The 16,114-nt window shown below is 68.4% G+C and carries 14 protein-coding genes; 10 read left to right on the top strand and 4 right to left on the bottom strand.

Features of this window, described 5'->3' with window-relative positions; translation table 11 throughout:
• Nucleotides 1-6: 6 nt before the first annotated feature.
• Nucleotides 7-1,491 carry a monovalent cation/H+ antiporter subunit D family protein gene (locus OXG83_01535; protein MCY3963692.1) on the top strand — a complete coding sequence of 495 codons (1,485 nt, stop codon included), beginning with the start codon at nt 7-9 and terminating at the stop codon, nt 1,489-1,491.
• Between the two features lie 10 nt (nt 1,492-1,501).
• Nucleotides 1,502-2,974 carry a proton-conducting transporter membrane subunit gene (locus OXG83_01530; GenBank protein ID MCY3963691.1) on the top strand — a complete coding sequence of 491 codons (1,473 nt, stop codon included), beginning with the start codon at nt 1,502-1,504 and terminating at the stop codon, nt 2,972-2,974.
• Between the two features lie 5 nt (nt 2,975-2,979).
• Here OXG83_01530 and OXG83_01525 read toward each other — a convergent pair whose 3' ends face one another.
• The gene (locus OXG83_01525) at nt 2,980-4,128 is read right to left on the bottom strand and encodes a hypothetical protein (protein MCY3963690.1); all 1,149 of its coding nucleotides are present in this window, start codon (nt 4,126-4,128) and stop codon (nt 2,980-2,982) included.
• Between the two features lie 48 nt (nt 4,129-4,176).
• On the opposite strand from OXG83_01525, the gene OXG83_01520 reads away from it, so the two are divergent.
• Genes OXG83_01520 through OXG83_01505 form a run of 4 tightly spaced genes read left to right on the top strand, consistent with a single transcriptional unit; the run spans nt 4,177 to nt 8,350 of the window.
• Entirely contained in the window at nt 4,177-5,415 is a 1,239-nt protein-coding gene (locus OXG83_01520; protein MCY3963689.1) for a DSD1 family PLP-dependent enzyme, read from the top strand.
• Entirely contained in the window at nt 5,382-5,960 is a 579-nt protein-coding gene (locus tag OXG83_01515) for a molybdenum cofactor carrier protein (protein ID MCY3963688.1), read from the top strand. The genes OXG83_01520 and OXG83_01515 overlap by 34 nt, the downstream gene beginning before the upstream one ends.
• Nucleotides 5,957-6,835, top strand: a complete 879-nt coding sequence (locus OXG83_01510; GenBank protein MCY3963687.1) for an acyl-CoA thioesterase II — start codon at nt 5,957-5,959, stop codon at nt 6,833-6,835. Before OXG83_01515 ends, OXG83_01510 begins: the two co-directional genes overlap by 4 nt.
• Before the next feature lie 54 nt (nt 6,836-6,889).
• Nucleotides 6,890-8,350: an FAD-binding oxidoreductase gene (locus OXG83_01505; protein MCY3963686.1), complete on the top strand. Its 1,461-nt coding sequence runs from the start codon at nt 6,890-6,892 to the stop codon at nt 8,348-8,350.
• Between the two features lie 6 nt (nt 8,351-8,356).
• Here OXG83_01505 and OXG83_01500 read toward each other — a convergent pair whose 3' ends face one another.
• Nucleotides 8,357-9,355 carry a sugar phosphate isomerase/epimerase gene (locus OXG83_01500; GenBank protein ID MCY3963685.1) on the bottom strand — a complete coding sequence of 333 codons (999 nt, stop codon included), beginning with the start codon at nt 9,353-9,355 and terminating at the stop codon, nt 8,357-8,359.
• 104 nt (nt 9,356-9,459) lie between these two features.
• On the opposite strand from OXG83_01500, the gene OXG83_01495 reads away from it, so the two are divergent.
• Nucleotides 9,460-9,738 (top strand): hypothetical protein, encoded by a 279-nt coding sequence (locus OXG83_01495; GenBank protein MCY3963684.1) that lies wholly within the window; start codon nt 9,460-9,462, stop codon nt 9,736-9,738.
• A 7-nt stretch (nt 9,739-9,745) separates the two neighbouring features.
• Here the strand turns inward: OXG83_01495 and OXG83_01490 are convergent, their stop codons facing one another.
• Both OXG83_01490 and OXG83_01485 read right to left on the bottom strand, forming a co-directional pair.
• Nucleotides 9,746-11,140: a M24 family metallopeptidase gene (locus tag OXG83_01490; GenBank protein MCY3963683.1), complete on the bottom strand. Its 1,395-nt coding sequence runs from the start codon at nt 11,138-11,140 to the stop codon at nt 9,746-9,748.
• Nucleotides 11,137-12,315, bottom strand: a complete 1,179-nt coding sequence (locus OXG83_01485) for a phosphotransferase (protein MCY3963682.1) — start codon at nt 12,313-12,315, stop codon at nt 11,137-11,139. The genes OXG83_01490 and OXG83_01485 overlap by 4 nt, the downstream gene beginning before the upstream one ends.
• A gap of 77 nt (nt 12,316-12,392) precedes the next feature.
• On the opposite strand from OXG83_01485, the gene OXG83_01480 reads away from it, so the two are divergent.
• Genes OXG83_01480 through OXG83_01470 form a run of 3 tightly spaced genes read left to right on the top strand, consistent with a single transcriptional unit; the run spans nt 12,393 to nt 16,042 of the window.
• The gene (locus tag OXG83_01480; protein ID MCY3963681.1) at nt 12,393-13,148 is read left to right on the top strand and encodes an HAD family hydrolase; all 756 of its coding nucleotides are present in this window, start codon (nt 12,393-12,395) and stop codon (nt 13,146-13,148) included.
• Between the two features lie 22 nt (nt 13,149-13,170).
• Complete coding sequence (locus OXG83_01475) at nt 13,171-14,070, top strand: aminotransferase class IV (GenBank protein ID MCY3963680.1); 900 nt, start codon at nt 13,171-13,173, stop codon at nt 14,068-14,070.
• A gap of 4 nt (nt 14,071-14,074) precedes the next feature.
• Nucleotides 14,075-16,042: a glycosyltransferase family 39 protein gene (locus tag OXG83_01470; protein ID MCY3963679.1), complete on the top strand. Its 1,968-nt coding sequence runs from the start codon at nt 14,075-14,077 to the stop codon at nt 16,040-16,042.
• Nucleotides 16,043-16,114 lie beyond the last annotated feature (72 nt).

Below are 16,114 nucleotides of genomic sequence, written 5' to 3'. Positions count from 1 at the left end.
TCCGGCGTGAGGGACCAGATCGTCGTCCTCGCGGTCGTCCTGCCGCTGCTGGCGGCGCCGGCGTGCGTGCTGCTGCGACACCCGCGCGTGACCCGCCTGTTCAGCCTCGGGGTCGTCGCCGCGTGCTTCGCGATCGCCGTGGCGCTTCTGGTCGAAGTGCGCGGCGGCAATGTCATCTCCTACCAGCTCGGCGGCTGGCCGCCGCCGCTCGGCATCGAGTACCGCGTGTCGGTGATCAACGCCTACCTGCTGGTCCTGGTCACGGCGATGGCCCTCGTCGTGCTGAGCTTCCACTCGAGCGGCGGCCCGCACCGGGTGCCGGAGAGGCGACGCCACCTCTACTACGCCGTCTTCCTGCTCTGCATCTCCGGGCTGCTCGGGATCACGATCACGGGCGACGCCTTCAACATCTTCGTGTTCCTCGAGATCTCGTCGCTGTCGTCCTACATCCTCGTCAGCCTCGGCGGCCACCGGCGTGCAGTGATGTCCGCTTTCTACTACCTGGTCATGGGCACGATCGGCGGCGTCTTCTTCATGCTCGGCGTCGGCCTGCTCTACCAGGCGACGGGCACCCTGAACCTGCGCGACATCGCGGCCCGCCTCGAGCCGTCGCTCGACGATCGCAGCACGCTGCTTGCACTTGCGCTTCTGGTCGTCGGCATCTCGATCAAGCTGGCGGTCTTCCCCCTGCACCACTGGCTGCCGAACGCGTACTCCTTCGCGCCGCCCAAGGTGAGCGCCTTCCTCGCCGCGACCGCGACGAAGGTGTCCTTCTACCTGCTGGCGATGATCCTCTTCACGATCTTCGGCGCACCCTTCGTGTTCGGGGAGCTGCAACTGCATGTGGTGCTCATGCCGCTGTCGATCCTGGCCATGTTCCTGGCCTCGGGCGCGGCGATCTTCCAGACGGACCTGCGGCGGCTGCTGGCCTACTCGAGCGTCGCCCAGATCGGCTACATGACCCTTGGCCTGTCGACCGCCAACGCCGTCGGTCTGGCGGGCGGTCTGGTCCACCTGTTCAACCACGCGGTGATGAAGGGCGGGCTGTTCCTGGTCGTCGCCTGCCTGCTCTACCGGGTCGGCTCCGTCCACCTGGACGCGCTCGCCGGCGTCGGCCGCCGCATGCCGCTCTCGTCCGCCGCGCTGGTCATCGGGGGCCTGAGCCTGATCGGCGTTCCGGGCACCGTCGGTTTCGTGAGCAAGTGGTACCTCGTGTCCGGCGTGCTGGAACGCGGCTGGACCGCGGCGGCGGTGCTGATTCTGTTGAGTTCACTGCTCGCCCTGGTCTACGTGGGGCGGGTGGTCGAGGCCCTTTACTTCCGCACGCCGCCGGCGACCCAACCGATCGACAAGGTGCGGGAAGCGCCTTTCTCGATGGTCGCGCCGACCTGGATCCTCATCGCGGCCGCCGTCGTCTTCGGGCTGACCACGGACTGGACCTACGGCGTCGCCGCCGAGGCGGCCGAACTCCTGCTCCAGGGCGGCATCTGAGGCCGCATCGATGAACTCCGGGACGACGATTGCGGCCGCGTTGCTGCTGCCTGTGGCGGCGGCGGTCTCCTGCCAGGTCTTCGGCCGCCTCAAGCATCCGAACCTGCGCGACCTGGCGACGGCATTGATCGGCGTCGGGACGTTCGCCGCCGTCTGGCAACTCGGCGGCGACGTTCTGCGAGGCGGCCGGCCGGAACTCGTCCTGTTCGAGGTGCTGCCAGGAGTCGAACTGGCGTTCCAGGTCGAGCCGCTCGGCCTGCTCTACGGGCTCGTCGCCAGCGGCCTGTGGATCGCCACGTCGATCTACGCCGTCGGCTACATGCGCGGCCACCACGAACGGAACCAGACCCGCTTCTTCACCTTCTTCGCGCTCTCGATCTTCGCCGCGATCGGCATCGCCTTCGCCCGCAACCTGTTCACCCTGTTCCTGTTCTACGAGGCGCTTACGCTTCTCACCTTCCCGCTCGTCACCCACCACGGCACAGGCGAGGCGAGGCGCGCGGGACGCGTCTATCTCGGCATCCTGCTCTTCACGTCGATCTCCTTCCTGCTGTTCGCCATCCTGTTCACCTGGAGGCTGACCGGCACGGTCGAGTTTGCGCCCGGCGGCATCCTCGCCGCGGACACGAGTTCCGGCATGGTCACGGTTCTCCTGCTGCTCTACGCCTTCGGCGCCGGCAAAGCGGCCCTCATGCCCTTCCACCGCTGGCTGCCGAACGCGATGGTCGCGCCGACTCCGGTCAGCGCGCTGCTGCACGCCGTGGCGGTGGTCAAGGCCGGCGTGTTCGCCATCCTCAAGGTCGTCGTCTACGTCTTCGGCCTCGACCTGCTCCGCGGCAGCACGGGATCCCTCGCACTGATGACGATCGCCTCCTTCACCATGCTGATGGCCGCGGTGGTCGCGATCCGGCACGACAACCTGAAGGCGCGCCTGGCCTACTCCACGATCAGCCAGCTCGCCTACATCGTCCTCGGCGCGGCGATGGCGACCGCCACCGGCATCCTCGCGGGCGGCATGCAGATCGCGATGCACGCGGCCGGCAAGATCACCCTCTTCTTCTGCGCCGGCGCGATCCTGGTCGCCACCCACAAGAAGAAGGTCAGCGAACTCGATGGCCTGGGCCGGACGATGCCCTGGACCTTCGCCGCCTTCTTCGTCGCCTCGCTCTCGATCATCGGCATCCCACCCCTCGGCGGTTCCTGGGCCAAGTGGTACCTGATGGTCGGCGCGCTCGAGACCGGCTTCGCGGGACAGGCCGCGTTGCTGGGCGTGCTGATGCTGAGCTCACTCCTCGCCGTCTTCTACCTGATGCCGATCGTCGTCCGGGGCTTCTTCGCAACGCCGCCGGGCGGAGACGGAGGCGGTCCAGGGAAGATCGCCGAAGCGCCGCTGCTCTGCGTCCTACCGCTCGTGCTCACCGCGCTGCTGTCGCTGGCGCTGTTCTTCGCGGCGCCCGACCTGGTCGATCTCCTGACGTTCTAGCGAGGTCAGGGGGCGCGCCGCACCCAGCGCCCGTACCGCAGCCGCTCCTCGGCCGGCACTAGTCCGAGCCACCTCTTGAACTTCCGGCGGTCGGCAAACCGCGACACTTCCGCCAGGCGCGCCTCGACCGGCAGAAGAGCGCCGTACGGATCCTCATCTACCGGGTCCTCCCCCGAGGCGAAGCGCAGTAGCAGGCGCCGTTCCAGTCGCTCGAACTCGGCCTCCAACTGAGGCTCGACCCGCAGCGCGGCCCCGCAAGAGGCGACCGCTGCCCAGCGCAGCGGTTCGTACCGCGGCTCGACGTAGAAGTCGAAGCTGTTCGCCGCGAGACCCCGCAGGCGGCTGGGATCGCCCGCCGAAGGGGGCATCTTGACCCCGGGCATCAACGCCTTCCACTGTTCGAAGCTGACCGGCCTCGGCTCGCCGAAGTCCGGATCCGGTGTAGGTATGTGGAGCGCCATGGCGACCACGATCCATCCGTGGCCGGACAGACCCGCCGCCAAGTCATCGGCGGCCCGCACACCGTCGTTGTCCAGGGCGAGAAACCCGTCGCTGAGCCAGAACAGGAAGCACGGCGGATCGCCGCAGCGAGGAACGGCCTCAGCCAGCAGGCGATCGACCGATCCGAGCATCACATCGACGTCCGTCGGCAGGTTGGAGGGCCGGTTCTCCGAGTCGAAGTAGGCATCCCGGCCCAGACCCGCGCCGGCAATCTCCTGAAGAGCCGTCTGCACCGCCCGCGGCTTCGTCGACGCACCGAGTCGCAGCTCCGCGCCGCCCGGCGCACCGTCGTCGACCGCGATCTCGACCGGGCCCAGCGCGGTCAGGGGCCGCGCCTGCCGCGCCAGCGCCCCGGCGCCGAGACGGACCGTTTCGGGCTTCGAGAGCACGGCATCGATGTAGACGAGAACCGGCCGCGGGTTCGCCTTCAGGTCGAGCGCCGAGACACCAGTCACGCGGCGACGCTTCCCATTCACCTCGACCACGAAGTCATCCGGCTCGAACTCGTCAGGCGGCACCTTGCCGAGCCGGGGCAGCTCGATGACCACCGACGACTCCGCGACGTCGACCTCCTCCACGAACGTCCGGTCCGGCGACGGCTGGGCAGACAGAGCCGCGGCAAACAGGACCAGGGAACCGGTGGCGATCTTCATGGGCCACGCCCAGAATACTGAGGCGCGGGGCTATAGTCGCAGCTTCGAATGGCGCACCACACCACGCGACGCGCATTCCTGGGGGCGGTCGGTGCGGCCGGCGGCGCGTCCGTCGCCTGCAGTTCAGGCCTCACCGGAGGCGCGCCGGAGCCCGTCTTGAGCCACGAAGCGATTCCGCTCGACAGACCCCTCGCGGTAGAGGACATTCCGACCCCGGCGTTGCTCATCGATGTCGCCACGATGGAACTGAATCTGGCGAAGATGGCGGCCCACGCCGAAGAGCAGGGCATCGGGCTTCGCCCGCACACAAAGACCCACAAGTGTCCGCTGCTGGCCAAACGCCAGATCGAGATGGGAGCGGTCGGCGTCTGCTGCGCCAAGGTCAGCGAGGCGGAGGTCATGGTCGAGGCCGGAATCGAGGAGGTGCTCATCACCTCACCCGTCGTGACCCGGGACAAGATCGGCCGGGTCGTCGCCCTGTCGAAGAAGAGCTCGGAAGTCGCGCTGGTGGTCGACAACCGCGCGGCGGCGGAACGGCTGAACGAGGCGGCCGCGGACGCGGACGTCACCCAGCGGGTGCTCGTCGACCTCGATGTCGGCACCCGGCGCACCGGGATCGCCACCGGCGAACCGGCCCTCCAACTGGCACGGACGATCGGCGGTCTGTCCAACCTCGATCTCCGCGGCCTCCAGGCATACGCCGGCCACCTGATGCACGTCCACGGCCACGCCGAACGGCAGGAGCGTTCGCTAGCCGCGCTCGAGGCCGCGGTCGAGACGAAGCGACTGATCGAGGCGGACGGCATCGAGATCAGCGTCCTGACCGGCGGCGGCACCGGCACCTGGGACATCGACTCACAGGTCGACGGCATGACCGATCTCCAGGTCGGTTCCTACCTGTTCATGGACGAGCAGTACCGGCGGATCGGCAGCCGCAGCAGCGACATCTTCGACGACTTCGAGACCTCGCTCTTCGTCCAAGTCACGGCAATCAGCCAGCCGGTGCCGGAGTTGATCACGACGGATGGGGGCTACAAGGCGTTCGCCTCGGACGCCGACCGCCCCCAACTCGCCGACCTCGCCGGGGTCGTCTACGGCTGGGGCGGCGACGAGCACGGCATCCTCCGGATTACCGAAGCGACCCGGCCGCCCCAGCTCGGCGACCGTCTCTGGTGCGTCACGCCGCACTGCGATCCGACCGTCAACCTCTACGACGTGTACTACCCGGTGCGGAACGGCCGGGTGGAGGAGCTGTGGCCGATCAGCGCCCGGGGCAAGTCGCAGTAGTCGAGCGGCGCCCCATCGTCGGCGTGATGGGTTCGGGCACCGAAAGCCACGAGGATCTGGCCGCGCCCCTGGGCCGGGCGATCGCCGGGAACGGCTGGCATCTGCTGACCGGCGCCGGCCGCGGCACGATGACGGCCACGAGCCGCGCTTTCGCTGAAACCGAGGACCGGGAGGGTCTGTGCCTGGGAATCGTTCCGAGCCATGAGGAAGGCGACGGCTCGCCCGACGGCTACCCCAACCCGTGGGTGGAGGTCGTGATCCGCACCCACCTGCCGCTGTCCGGCGCCGCCGGTACCGGTCCGTTCTCGCGCAACCACATCAACGTCCTCTCTGCCGACGCCGTCGTCGCGTTGCCGGGCAGCGCCGGCACCTGGAGCGAGATCGAGCTGTCTCTTCGCTATGCACGGCCTTTGGCGCTCTTCGATCGTCCGCCGGGCGACAGCGACCAGTCGACCAGAGCCGCCGCGGCCGGCGCGCGCGTGTTCACCGAACTCGGCCAGCTCGGCGACTGGCTCCGCCGCACCGTTACCATCCCGCCCCGATGAACGGCGCCGTCCAGGAGATGGTCGACCTGCTGCAGATGGAGCAGATCGAGGAGAACCTGTTCCGGGCGCAGAACGGCCCGGGTAACCACGTCTTCGGCGGGCAGGTGCTGGGCCAGGCGATCGTCGCCGCCTCGAGGACGGTCGGGGATCGCCACCTGCACTCGATCCACGCCTACTTCCTGCGCCGCGGAGACCCCGAACGCCCGATCCTGTTCGACGTCGATCGCATCCGTGACGGGACGAGCTTCACCACCCGCCGCGTCGTCGGCATCCAGCACGGTCAGGCGATCTTCAACATGTCGTCCTCCTTCCAGGTCGAGGAGGGCGGGCTCCAGCACCAGTCCGACATGCCCGAGGTGCCGCCACCCGACGAGCTGCCCTCGGACGGCGACATCTACCGAAAGATGGCGAAGGACGACCCCTCCTACCGGCGTTTTGCGCACCGTTTCGACGTAATCGACAGCCGCCAGGTCGAGGGCATCCAGATGCTCCCGCGCGGCGACCGCCCGGCGACCGAACCCCGCAAGAACACCTGGCTGCGCTGCCGCGAGTCCCTGCCGGACGACCGCATCGTTCACCTCTCCCTTCTCGCCTACATGTCCGACCTGGACTTCATGGCCGTGTCCATGCAGCCGCACGGTCCATCGATGAAGGGATATCGCGTCCAGGGAGCCAGCCTCGACCACGCGCTCTGGTTCCACCGCCCCTTCCGCGCCGACGAGTGGCTACTGTTCAGCAAGGAGAGCCCCGTCGCGGCGCGCGGCCGCGGCTTCGTCCGCGGCCATGTGTTCAACCGGCAGGGCGAACTGATCGCCTCGGCGAGTCAGGAATGCCTCATCCGGCTGCGGGAGCGGGAGCACAGCGTGGCGGGGTGAAGCGGAACCGTCGGCCTCGCTATGATCCGCGCTCCACGCGCTCCCCGGACTGCCATGACCGATCACACACGTCGCTCCAGCGACGCCCTTCTCGCCGAACTCCGCGACGCTCTCGGGGATGACGGCCTCCTCGTCGGCGACGAGGTGACGGCGAGGGCTGGCGACGGCTCGGGCACCGTCCCATGCGTGGCCCGGGCAGTCCTTCGACCCCGCACCACGCAGCAGCTCTCGGCAGCTCTCGCGGCCTGCCATCGCGCAAAGCAGCCGGTGGTGCCACAGGGTGGGTTGACCGGTCTCGTCGGCGGTGGTGTCGCCGGTGATCTCGAAGTCGCCATCACTCTGGAGCGAATGACCGCGATCGAGGAGATCGATCCGGTCGGCCGGACGATGACGGTCGAGGCGGGTGCCGCGCTGCAGAGCATCCAGGAGGCGGCCGAAGCCGAAGGGTTGCTGTTTCCGCTCGACCTGGGCGCGCGCGGCTCATGCACGATCGGCGGCAACGTGGCGACCAACGCCGGAGGCAACCGGACGATCCGCTATGGCATGACCCGCGACTCGGTGCTCGGCCTCGAGACCGTGCTGGCCGACGGCACGGTGCTCTCGAGCCTGAACAAGATGGTCAAGAACAACGCGGGCTATGACCTGAAACACCTCTTCGTCGGTTCCGAGGGCACCCTGGGAATCGTCACCCGGGTCGTCCTGCGCCTGGAGCGGCGTCCCCGCAGCCACGACTGCGCCCTGCTGGCGGTTCCGGGCTTCACCGAAGTGGTCGAGCTGCTGCGCCGGCTGGAAGAGGAGATCGGCGGCTCGATGAGCGCCTTCGAGGTCATGTGGCGCGAGTTCTACGAACTGGTCACCGGCCCGCAGGCGAGGACGGCGCCCCCGATTCCGCACGGCGATCCTTACTACGTGCTGGTGGAGTCGCTCGGTGCGCGGCCCGAGGAGGACGCCGCGCAGTTCGAGGAGACGCTCGGAGGCTGCATGGAAGCCGGCCTGATCGGCGACGCGGTGCTCGGCCGGTCAAAGGCGGAGCGGGACGAGATCTGGGCGTTGCGCGACGACGTCGAGCAGATGAACCACCTGGCGCCGATCTTCACCTTCGACGTCAGCCTGCGAATCGCCGACATGGAAAGCTACGTGGGGGCGATCAAGGCCGCTCTGACCGAGCGGTGGCCCGCCGGCCACTGCATCGTCTTCGGCCACCTGGGCGACGGCAACCTGCACGTCGTCGTCGCCGTCGGCGACGGCGCCGCCGAGGCGCGCAGCGCGGTCGAGGAGATCGTCTACGGACACCTTGAGCCAATCGGCGGCTCGGTGTCGGCCGAACACGGCATCGGCTTCGAGAAGCGGGCCCACCTGGGGCGCAGCCGCACCGCTGAGGAGATCGCCCTGATGAAGACGCTCAAGCGCACGCTCGACCCGAGGGGCATCCTGAGCCCAGGCCGAGTGTTCGAGGCCGAGGGCGCCCCACCGACGGGCTCGCACGCCGGTGCCAGCGTGCGGCTTCCCGGCTAGGGACGTTCAGGCGTACTCGGGCGCCAGATCGTCGCGCAGCCGCTCGAGCAGTTCCTTCGTCTTCACGATGCCTTCGTCGGCCGCCATCCGGCCCTCGAACTCGATCCCTACCCAGCCGCGGTAGCCCGCGTCGAGCACGATCCGCATCATCTGCCCGTAGTCGATCGTCGTTTCGTCGCCGGCCTCGTCGAAGTCGTAGCTCTTGGCGCTGACAGCGCGGGCGTAGGGCATCAACTCGGCGACGCCCTCGTAGCGGTCGTACCACTCTTCGGGTTCGTACGAAGTCCGGAAGTTGCCGAAGTCGGGCAGGGTCCCGACCCGTGGATGGTCGACCATCGCGATCGTGCCGGCGAGCCACTTGCCGTTGCTGGAGAGGTAGCCGTGGTTCTCCACCAGGACGTCGATGTCGTAGCCGTCGGCGTACTCGCACAACTGGCGCAAGCCGTCCGCGGCCAGCTTCTGCTGCTCCTCGAAGGAACCGGCGCTGGCCGCGTTGACGCGTACCGAGTGGCAGCCCAGGAAGGCCGCCGCCTCGACCCACTTGTGGTGATTCTCCACCGACTGCGCGCGCGCCGCCGTGTCAGGAGCCCCAATGTCGCCCTCCGCGTCGCACATGATCAGAAGGCTGGTCACGCCCTCGCCGTCGCAGCGGGACTTGAGATCCGCCAGGTACTTCTCGTCACGGGCGCGGTCGAAGAAGAAGGTGTTGACGTACTCGACCGCCTCGATCCCGTGGCTGCGCGCGCGCGCCGGGAAGTCCAGGTGATCGAGTTCACCCTGGTAGAGCACGCTCGGGTCGTCCCGGAAGGACCCGTCGGCCAGCGCGCTCAGGCCCGGCCCGAACAGCTCGCGGAAGTAGGACCATTCGGCCAGGGAGATGCGGTAGAGGGGATCGGCCACGGCCGGGACAGCGGGCTCCTCCTCGGGCGCTGCACCCTCCATGCAGCCGGCAGCGGCCGCGGCGCCCAGCACGGCGCCCGTCTGCAGAAAACGTCTGCGGTCCATCGTCATCGAGCTCACCTCCAGCCGAGAATCCAGGGAGTGTAGCGCGCCCCGAAACCTCTAGGCCTCATCTCCGTAGTGGTGAGACAGGAGGAGTACAACTCGACATGGAAGTCCTGACCATCCTGACCCTCGGGGCCATCGCCCTCGCCGTGCTGGCCGTCTTCGCCGCCATCGCATTCGTTGTGAAGATCGCCTTCAAGCTCGTGCTTCTGCCGTTCAAGATCATCGGCTTCATCGCCGCGACCCTGCTGGCCGCGATCCTGATTCCGATCGCGATCATCGCGCTGCCGGTGACCCTCGCCGTCGGCGTCGTGCTGCTCGTCGTCGGCGGGCTGGTGGCCGTCGTCTGCGCCGGATTCGGCCTGCTGAGCGCGATCTTCTAGAGGCTTCTCAGCGCACCAGGTGCCACTCGGTCTGGCGGCCGGCGAGGTAGTAGACCTTGTCGCCGTCGTAGACCGCGCTCTGTTCCAGCTTGATCTGGACGTCCTGGCCGCCCCACATCTCGAGTTCGACCTTCACGTTGCCCTCAATCGCGTAGGCGGTGTTGGGGTACAGAGGCCAGTCGCCGCGCACCGGCGTCGGCCCCTGGTTGTCCCACATACCGATCGTCGGCCCCGGAGCGTGGCCGAAGACGCCGAGAGGATGCGTGTACGTACTGGAGCGCAGACCTTCGTCGGTGGCGATCGAGATCGTCGCGGCAAGGATCTCGTTGCCGGTGCGGCCTGTCCGGAACTCGCCCGTCAGGATGTCCTGCCAGCGGTTGCCCGCCGCCAGCGCTCGCTTGAGTCCGGCCGGCGCCTCGCTCTCGCCCAGGCGCAGCACGTATCCCATCTCCTGGGTGTCGGTACACAGTCCGATGTAGCAGATGCCGACGTCCGTGTGCAGCACGTCGCCGCGATGGATGACGAAGTCGCCGCTCCCGCCGCAGAAGGGCTCATCGGCACCGCATCCGCCGTCCTCATCGGTGGCCTGACGCTGCGCGTTGACCGAGGGCAGGAACCAGATGTCGAGACCGAGATCCTCAAAGCGTTGGGCGATGTACCAGGCGACATCGTCGGTGGTCGTCGCGCCGGGGGTGATCACACGCTCGGAAAAGGCCTCCGCGATCACGCCGCGGGCCAGCGAAACGATCTGCGGGTAGGCCTCCATCTGGAGCGGGCTACGGGTCTCGATCCAGCGCACGACCAGCTCCTCGGCGCTGGTCACCCGTTCCTTGAGTCCGGGCGTCAGCACTTCGAGCAGCCGCTCGTGCAGTGCCGCGGACAGACCGTCCGCGACCGGCCAGTGGCGCGAGACGTTGATGCCGATGCGCTTCGGGTCGCGGTCCGCGATCACCTCGCCCAATCCCTGCCACTGCTCTTCCAGGTCACCGCCCTCCCAGGCCGACTCGTACAGAGCGCCGTACGGATAGCGGTTGACGGTCAGGAGCTCGACGCCGCCGTTGTCCGGCCCGCGGTCGAAGAACACGAGCATCGTCGTGCGGCGTGCCGCGAACACAGGCCGCGGCACCAGGCTGAAGAAGACCGGATCCTCGTTGTACTCCCGGTTGATCACCAGCCACATGTCGATCCCGGTCTCGCGCATCAACCGCGGAAGAAGCGTCTCCAGCCGCTCCTCGAGTATGCGGTTGAAGGGCTCGACCCGATCCCGGTGCGGCAAGACATGGCCGGGTCCATCTAGCACCCGGCCCTGCTCGAAGTGCCCGGTCTGCGCGAAGGCGGGGGTCAAGCCCAGCGTGAGCGTGACGACGATGGCCGTCGACGCGTGCGCGCGGGATCGCTTCATGTTCGCAGTACCTCCAGATGTCCCTCGACCACCGCCGTTCGAGCCGTAGCCAACAAGGCAGTTCGAACTCCAGCGTCCCCCGTCAACGGGACCCGACCACCTCCGATCAGGCGCCGCACGAGTTCCACGCCGGCGTAGCGCGCGGCCAACTCCGGGTCGAGGCCGGGTGGTCCGGCTTCGACCGCTGGCTCGCCCTCCCGTTGCTCGAGGCCGGTGTCGTCAGGTTCCCGCTCGTCGCCGGAACGGCCCGCGGCCGCGGAAAGGAAGGTCCGGACAACCTCCTCGGGCTGCCGGGCAAGCAGCAGATGGGCGAGCCCTGTACCCACATCGAACTCGGCATCTCCCCACTCGCCGTACTGCGGATCGACGACGCGGACGTCGCCGTCTGGCAGGAGCAGCCAGTTGCCCGGATGAAAGGTGCCGTGCACGAGACAGGTGTCCGAGTCGAGGTAGCGTTCCCCGAGTTCCGCCACCGCTTTCCGGAACTCCCCATCGGACCGCATGGCCATCGCCGACGCCCCAAGGCCCTCCTCGAGTTCATCCAGCGCAGGGCGGTCGAGCGCGGGACCGTCGGGGCCGAGGCCCTCGCCGACGGGAGGCGCGAGGCCATACGGCGCCTCGAACAGGAGCCGGTGGTTCAGGTCCTTCATGCCCGGATTCGACAGCTCCCGATCTTCGCATCCACGCGTACTCTCGTGGAGCGCCCGAAGGAACGAGCCGAGGCCGGCCGCTGCGTCCTCGTCCAGCACACGACCGCAGTAGAGCACCGTCAGGTCCGAGGAGCCGCGGCAGTCCTCCAGAAGCAGGATCGATCGCTTCTCGTCGCCGCCCAGGAGACGCGGCATGTGCGACGCGGCCTCCGGCAGTCGGGCCACCTGCCGGTAGAAGCGGAACTCGGCACGCCCCCGGCCAGCCGGCATGGCGACCGACTCGTCGCGCCGGAGCCAGGGCAAGGACTGCTTCAGGACCGCGGTGCGCCATCCGCCGCGCAACTCCTGCAGCTCGACTCTCATGACGGTACTCGAGTCGCCGCCGAGAGTAGAGCAAGCGGTCACTTGTTCCTCGTCGCCCAACCAGCCAAGAGCCCCCATGACCAGATCCACCCGTCCCGCCTGCTGGTGCGACAGAATGTGAACCTCTGGGTGTGCCTCCTCGAACTCCGCCCGCCGGCTCATCGGCGCAAGCTATCACCGGGTCTGCGCGTCGTTGTGCGGCGCTGCGTTCTGCGGCGCAAGCTCCTAGAATGCGCCGCATGGGCAGGGTCGACGGTGCAGGATCCGAGGTGCTTCGGATCGCCATGTGGTCCGGGCCCCGCAACATCTCGACGGCCATGCTGAGGGCCTGGGGCAACCGCCGGGACACCTTCGTCTGCGACGAGCCTCTCTACGCGAACTACCTGCTGGAGCACGGTCTCGACCATCCCGGCCGCCAGGAGATCCTCGCCCATCACGACAGCGACCTGGGGCGGGTCACGAAGTGGCTGACCGAGGACGCTCCGGAGAACCGGCCGATCTTCTACCAGAAACACATGGCCCATCACCTGCTTCCGGAGACGGACAGATCCTGGGTCTCGCGGCTCACGAACGTCTTCCTGATCCGCGATCCGGCCGAGATGCTGACATCCTTGATCCGGATCCTCCCGCAGCCCACCCTGGCGGACACCGGCCTGCCGCAGCAGCGGGAACTCTTCGACCTTGAGTCGGAACGGCTCGGCGAGCCGCCCGCGGTGATCGACTCCGCCGACGTGCTGCGCAACCCGCGCGCCGGCCTGGAGAGCCTGTGCCGCGCCGTCGGCGCCGAGTTCAACGAGACGATGCTGAGCTGGCCGCCCGGGCGCCGCGGAACGGACGGGGTCTGGGCGCCCCACTGGTACGGTGCCGTGGAGAAGAGCACCGGCTTCGCTCCCTACCGGCCCAAGAACGAGGCCGTACCCGACCTCCTCGCGGACGTCCTGGAAGAGTGCCAGCAGCACTACGATCACCTCGCCGCGCACCGGCTCCTCTTCTGACCCGAAAGACCGCACGACTTCGATGCTCCAGAAGGCGAACCCAAAGAACCGGGATCTGCTGATCAACATCAACGGCGACCTGATCCACCGCGATCAGGCCGGAATCAGTCCGTTCGACTCCGCCGTCCAGGGGGGCGACGCGGTCTGGGAGGGTCTTCGCCTGTACGACGGCCGGATCTTCAAGCTCGAACGGCATCTCGACCGTCTGCGGGACTCGGCGCTTGCCCTGGCCTTCGCCCGGATTCCCACCCACGAGGAGGTCATCGGCGAGATCCGCCGCACTCTCGAAGCGAACGGGATGCGGGACGACGTCCACATCCGGCTGACCCTGACCCGCGGTACGAAAGTCACTTCCGGCATGGATCCGAGGCTCAACGTCGCGGGACCGACGCTGATCGTCCTCGCCGAACACAAGGCGCCGGTCTACGGATCCCGGCCGATCCGCCTGATCACTTCGTCGATCCGCCGCTTCCCGCCCGACTGCATGGACCCGAAGATCCACCACAACAACCTGATCCAGTCCATTCTGGCGAAGATCGAAGCGAACGCGGCCGGCGCCGATGACGCCCTGATGCTGGACCGCCAGGGTTTCGTCGCCGAGACGAACGCCACCCACGTCTTCATCGTGCGAAGCGGCGTGGTCACAACGAGCCACTGCAGGGCGTGCCCGGAGGGCGTCACCCGCGAGACGGTTCTCGAACTCTGCCGGGAGAACGACATTCCCCACGAAGTCGCCGACTTCAGCCAGGCCGAGCTCTACCGCGCCGACGAGGCGTTCTGCACCGGCACGATGGGCGAACTCGTGGCGGTCACCGAGGTCGACGGCCGGACGATCGGCGGCGGCGAGCGGCCGGTGCTCGAACGGCTGCAACAGCTCTTCCGCGAGTTGACCGCCCACTCCGGCTATCCGATCCTCGACTGACGCGATGAACCCGGAAGGCGCCCCGCCCCCGGCCAGTCGTCTTCAGAGGTGGCTGCTGGGACTGCTGCTTGTGTGGTCCTTCGCCGTCCGCCTGGTCTTCAGCTGGCCCGATCCCACGATGAACCGGATCTGGGACGAGCGCTACAACGCTGGCAACGTCGCCGCGATCCTGGCCGAAGGGCAGTTCCAACCGGTGCGCGCCCACTATCCGACCCTGTCCTACATGCCGCACGCCCTGCTGCTGAAGACGTGGGAGGCCGCGCGCTCCCTTCCCGGCCTGCGAGCCGCTCCCTCCGCCGTGGCGATGGCCCCGCAGGGCAGGCCCTTTCTGACGCCCTTCGGTGTCCGCGCCTGTCGTTTCCTTCAGGTCGTCGTGGGCACCGCGTCGCTCTGGGTCCTCTACCTCATCGGCAGGCGGCTGTTCGGACCGGGCGTGGCCCTGACCGCGGTCTTGCTTCTCTCGGTCACCCCCTGGCACCTGCGCCAGTCGGGAGCCTTCAAGCCCGACATCATGATGGTCCTCGCCTCGGTCGTTGCGCTCTACGCCATGCTGGCGGCTCGAAGAAACGGCAGTCTGAAGAGCTTTGCCGTCGCCGGGGCCATGGTCGGGGCCACCGCGGCCGCCAAGTGGAACGGGGGTGCGCTCGTCATCCCGCTGCTTGGGACCATCGCGCTCGGCGGAGTCCGGGACGTCGGGCTCTTGGTGCGGCGGACGGCCGCAGCCGGCGCTGCCGCGGCCGGCGTGCTGGTGCTTCTCAACCCCTGGCTGCTACTCGTTCCCGATCTCTACCGCCGCCACCTGAGCTCGACCGTCACCCAGTACCAGGAACGACTGGCAGCGGCCGGTTCCGGATGGTTCGACCAGCCGCTCAGCGTCGTCACCAGCCTCGCGAGCAGTGTCTACTTCAGCCCGATCCTGGGCGCCTTGGCCCTGCTCGGGCTCGGCTGGCTCCTCGTTCTCGTCCTGCGCACGCGAACCGCGTCCGTCCCCCTCCCGGGCGCCGGAGGCTCAGCGACGATCGGCGACGCCGGGATTCTGCTGACCTTCGCCGGCGGCTACGTGGCGGCGCTCTGGGCCGCCACCCGCTACCCGAAACCGCCCAACTGGCTGATCGTCGCCCCGGTCGCCGCACTCGCCGCCGCCTGGCTGATTCACCGTGTTCTCGGATCGGCCCGAACCGCTCACCCCGTCTGGGTGCGCCGAACGGCGGTACCGGCCCTGGTCCTCGTCTTCGCCGGCGCGTTCGCCGCCAAGGCCCACTTCGTCCACCGAACCGTGCATGACGAGAACGTTCCGCTCACCGTCGACGAAGCGGCCCGCGTCGCGGGCGCCCGCAAGCCGCTGCGGGGTCGAACATTCATCACCGAACTGCCACTCGGAGCCCAGGCCTTCGATCCCCGCACATGGGAGAGCGCCTTCGTGCCCACCGTCATCCGGACCGACGACCTCGCGGAGGGGCTCGCGGTCGAGCCCCGAATGGCCGACGTGCTGCTCTTCGCCGCTTCCCGGCTCGCGCCCGACCAGCATCCGGCACACCGGGAGCTGGCAGCCGCCGACGGCGCACAGGTCCAGCGTTTCGAACCCGGATTGTTCCGCCTGCGCGGCGAACCCGTGGTCCTCGTCCGCCAACCGTTTCAGGCTGTCGGACCTCCCGCCCCCGCACCGTTCGCCATGGCTGGGGAAGGCGCGTACTCGGTAGACCTTGGTTCGCTTGCTGGCAGCGTCGACGGCAGGCTTGCGTCGCTGGTCTCCCTCGAGATCGCCATCCGCACGCCGTCGCGCGACACGGTCGACGTGACCGTCGAGATCGACGGAGACCCTTTCCCCTGTCGGCCGACCCAGAAGGGCCGGGAGCGGCGCCGCTGCCTCACGCCGCGGCTTCCGCTGTCGTCGACACCGGTTCAGGTACGGGTGGAACCGGCCCGTGAAGTGATCCAGGTGACCGCCTTCCGCTGGCGTCGGCCGGGCTGACTCGATCCCGCGCGGTTCACGGGCTCTTGCCGTTCGTCCGGTTCTGTGCAACGATGCGTATGCTGCGGTGCA

The sequence above is a fragment of the Acidobacteriota bacterium genome, assembly GCA_026707545.1.
In the GTDB taxonomy this organism is placed as follows: domain Bacteria; phylum Acidobacteriota; class Thermoanaerobaculia; order Multivoradales; family Multivoraceae; genus Multivorans.
Note: the sequence above shows the minus strand (reverse complement) of the source record. Positions and strands in the feature narration are given on the sequence as shown.

Coding starts and splice junctions, on each gene's coding strand:
- OXG83_01530 (MCY3963691.1), top strand. CDS start 1,502: ATGAACTCCGGGACGACGATTGCGGCCGCGTTGCTGCTGCCTGTGGCG.
- OXG83_01525 (MCY3963690.1), bottom strand. CDS start 4,128: ATGAAGATCGCCACCGGTTCCCTGGTCCTGTTTGCCGCGGCTCTGTCT.
- OXG83_01520 (MCY3963689.1), top strand. CDS start 4,177: ATGGCGCACCACACCACGCGACGCGCATTCCTGGGGGCGGTCGGTGCG.
- OXG83_01510 (MCY3963687.1), top strand. CDS start 5,957: ATGAACGGCGCCGTCCAGGAGATGGTCGACCTGCTGCAGATGGAGCAG.
- OXG83_01505 (MCY3963686.1), top strand. CDS start 6,890: ATGACCGATCACACACGTCGCTCCAGCGACGCCCTTCTCGCCGAACTC.
- OXG83_01500 (MCY3963685.1), bottom strand. CDS start 9,355: ATGGACCGCAGACGTTTTCTGCAGACGGGCGCCGTGCTGGGCGCCGCG.
- OXG83_01495 (MCY3963684.1), top strand. CDS start 9,460: ATGGAAGTCCTGACCATCCTGACCCTCGGGGCCATCGCCCTCGCCGTG.
- OXG83_01490 (MCY3963683.1), bottom strand. CDS start 11,140: ATGAAGCGATCCCGCGCGCACGCGTCGACGGCCATCGTCGTCACGCTC.
- OXG83_01485 (MCY3963682.1), bottom strand. CDS start 12,315: ATGAGCCGGCGGGCGGAGTTCGAGGAGGCACACCCAGAGGTTCACATT.
- OXG83_01480 (MCY3963681.1), top strand. CDS start 12,393: ATGGGCAGGGTCGACGGTGCAGGATCCGAGGTGCTTCGGATCGCCATG.
- OXG83_01475 (MCY3963680.1), top strand. CDS start 13,171: ATGCTCCAGAAGGCGAACCCAAAGAACCGGGATCTGCTGATCAACATC.
- OXG83_01470 (MCY3963679.1), top strand. CDS start 14,075: ATGAACCCGGAAGGCGCCCCGCCCCCGGCCAGTCGTCTTCAGAGGTGG.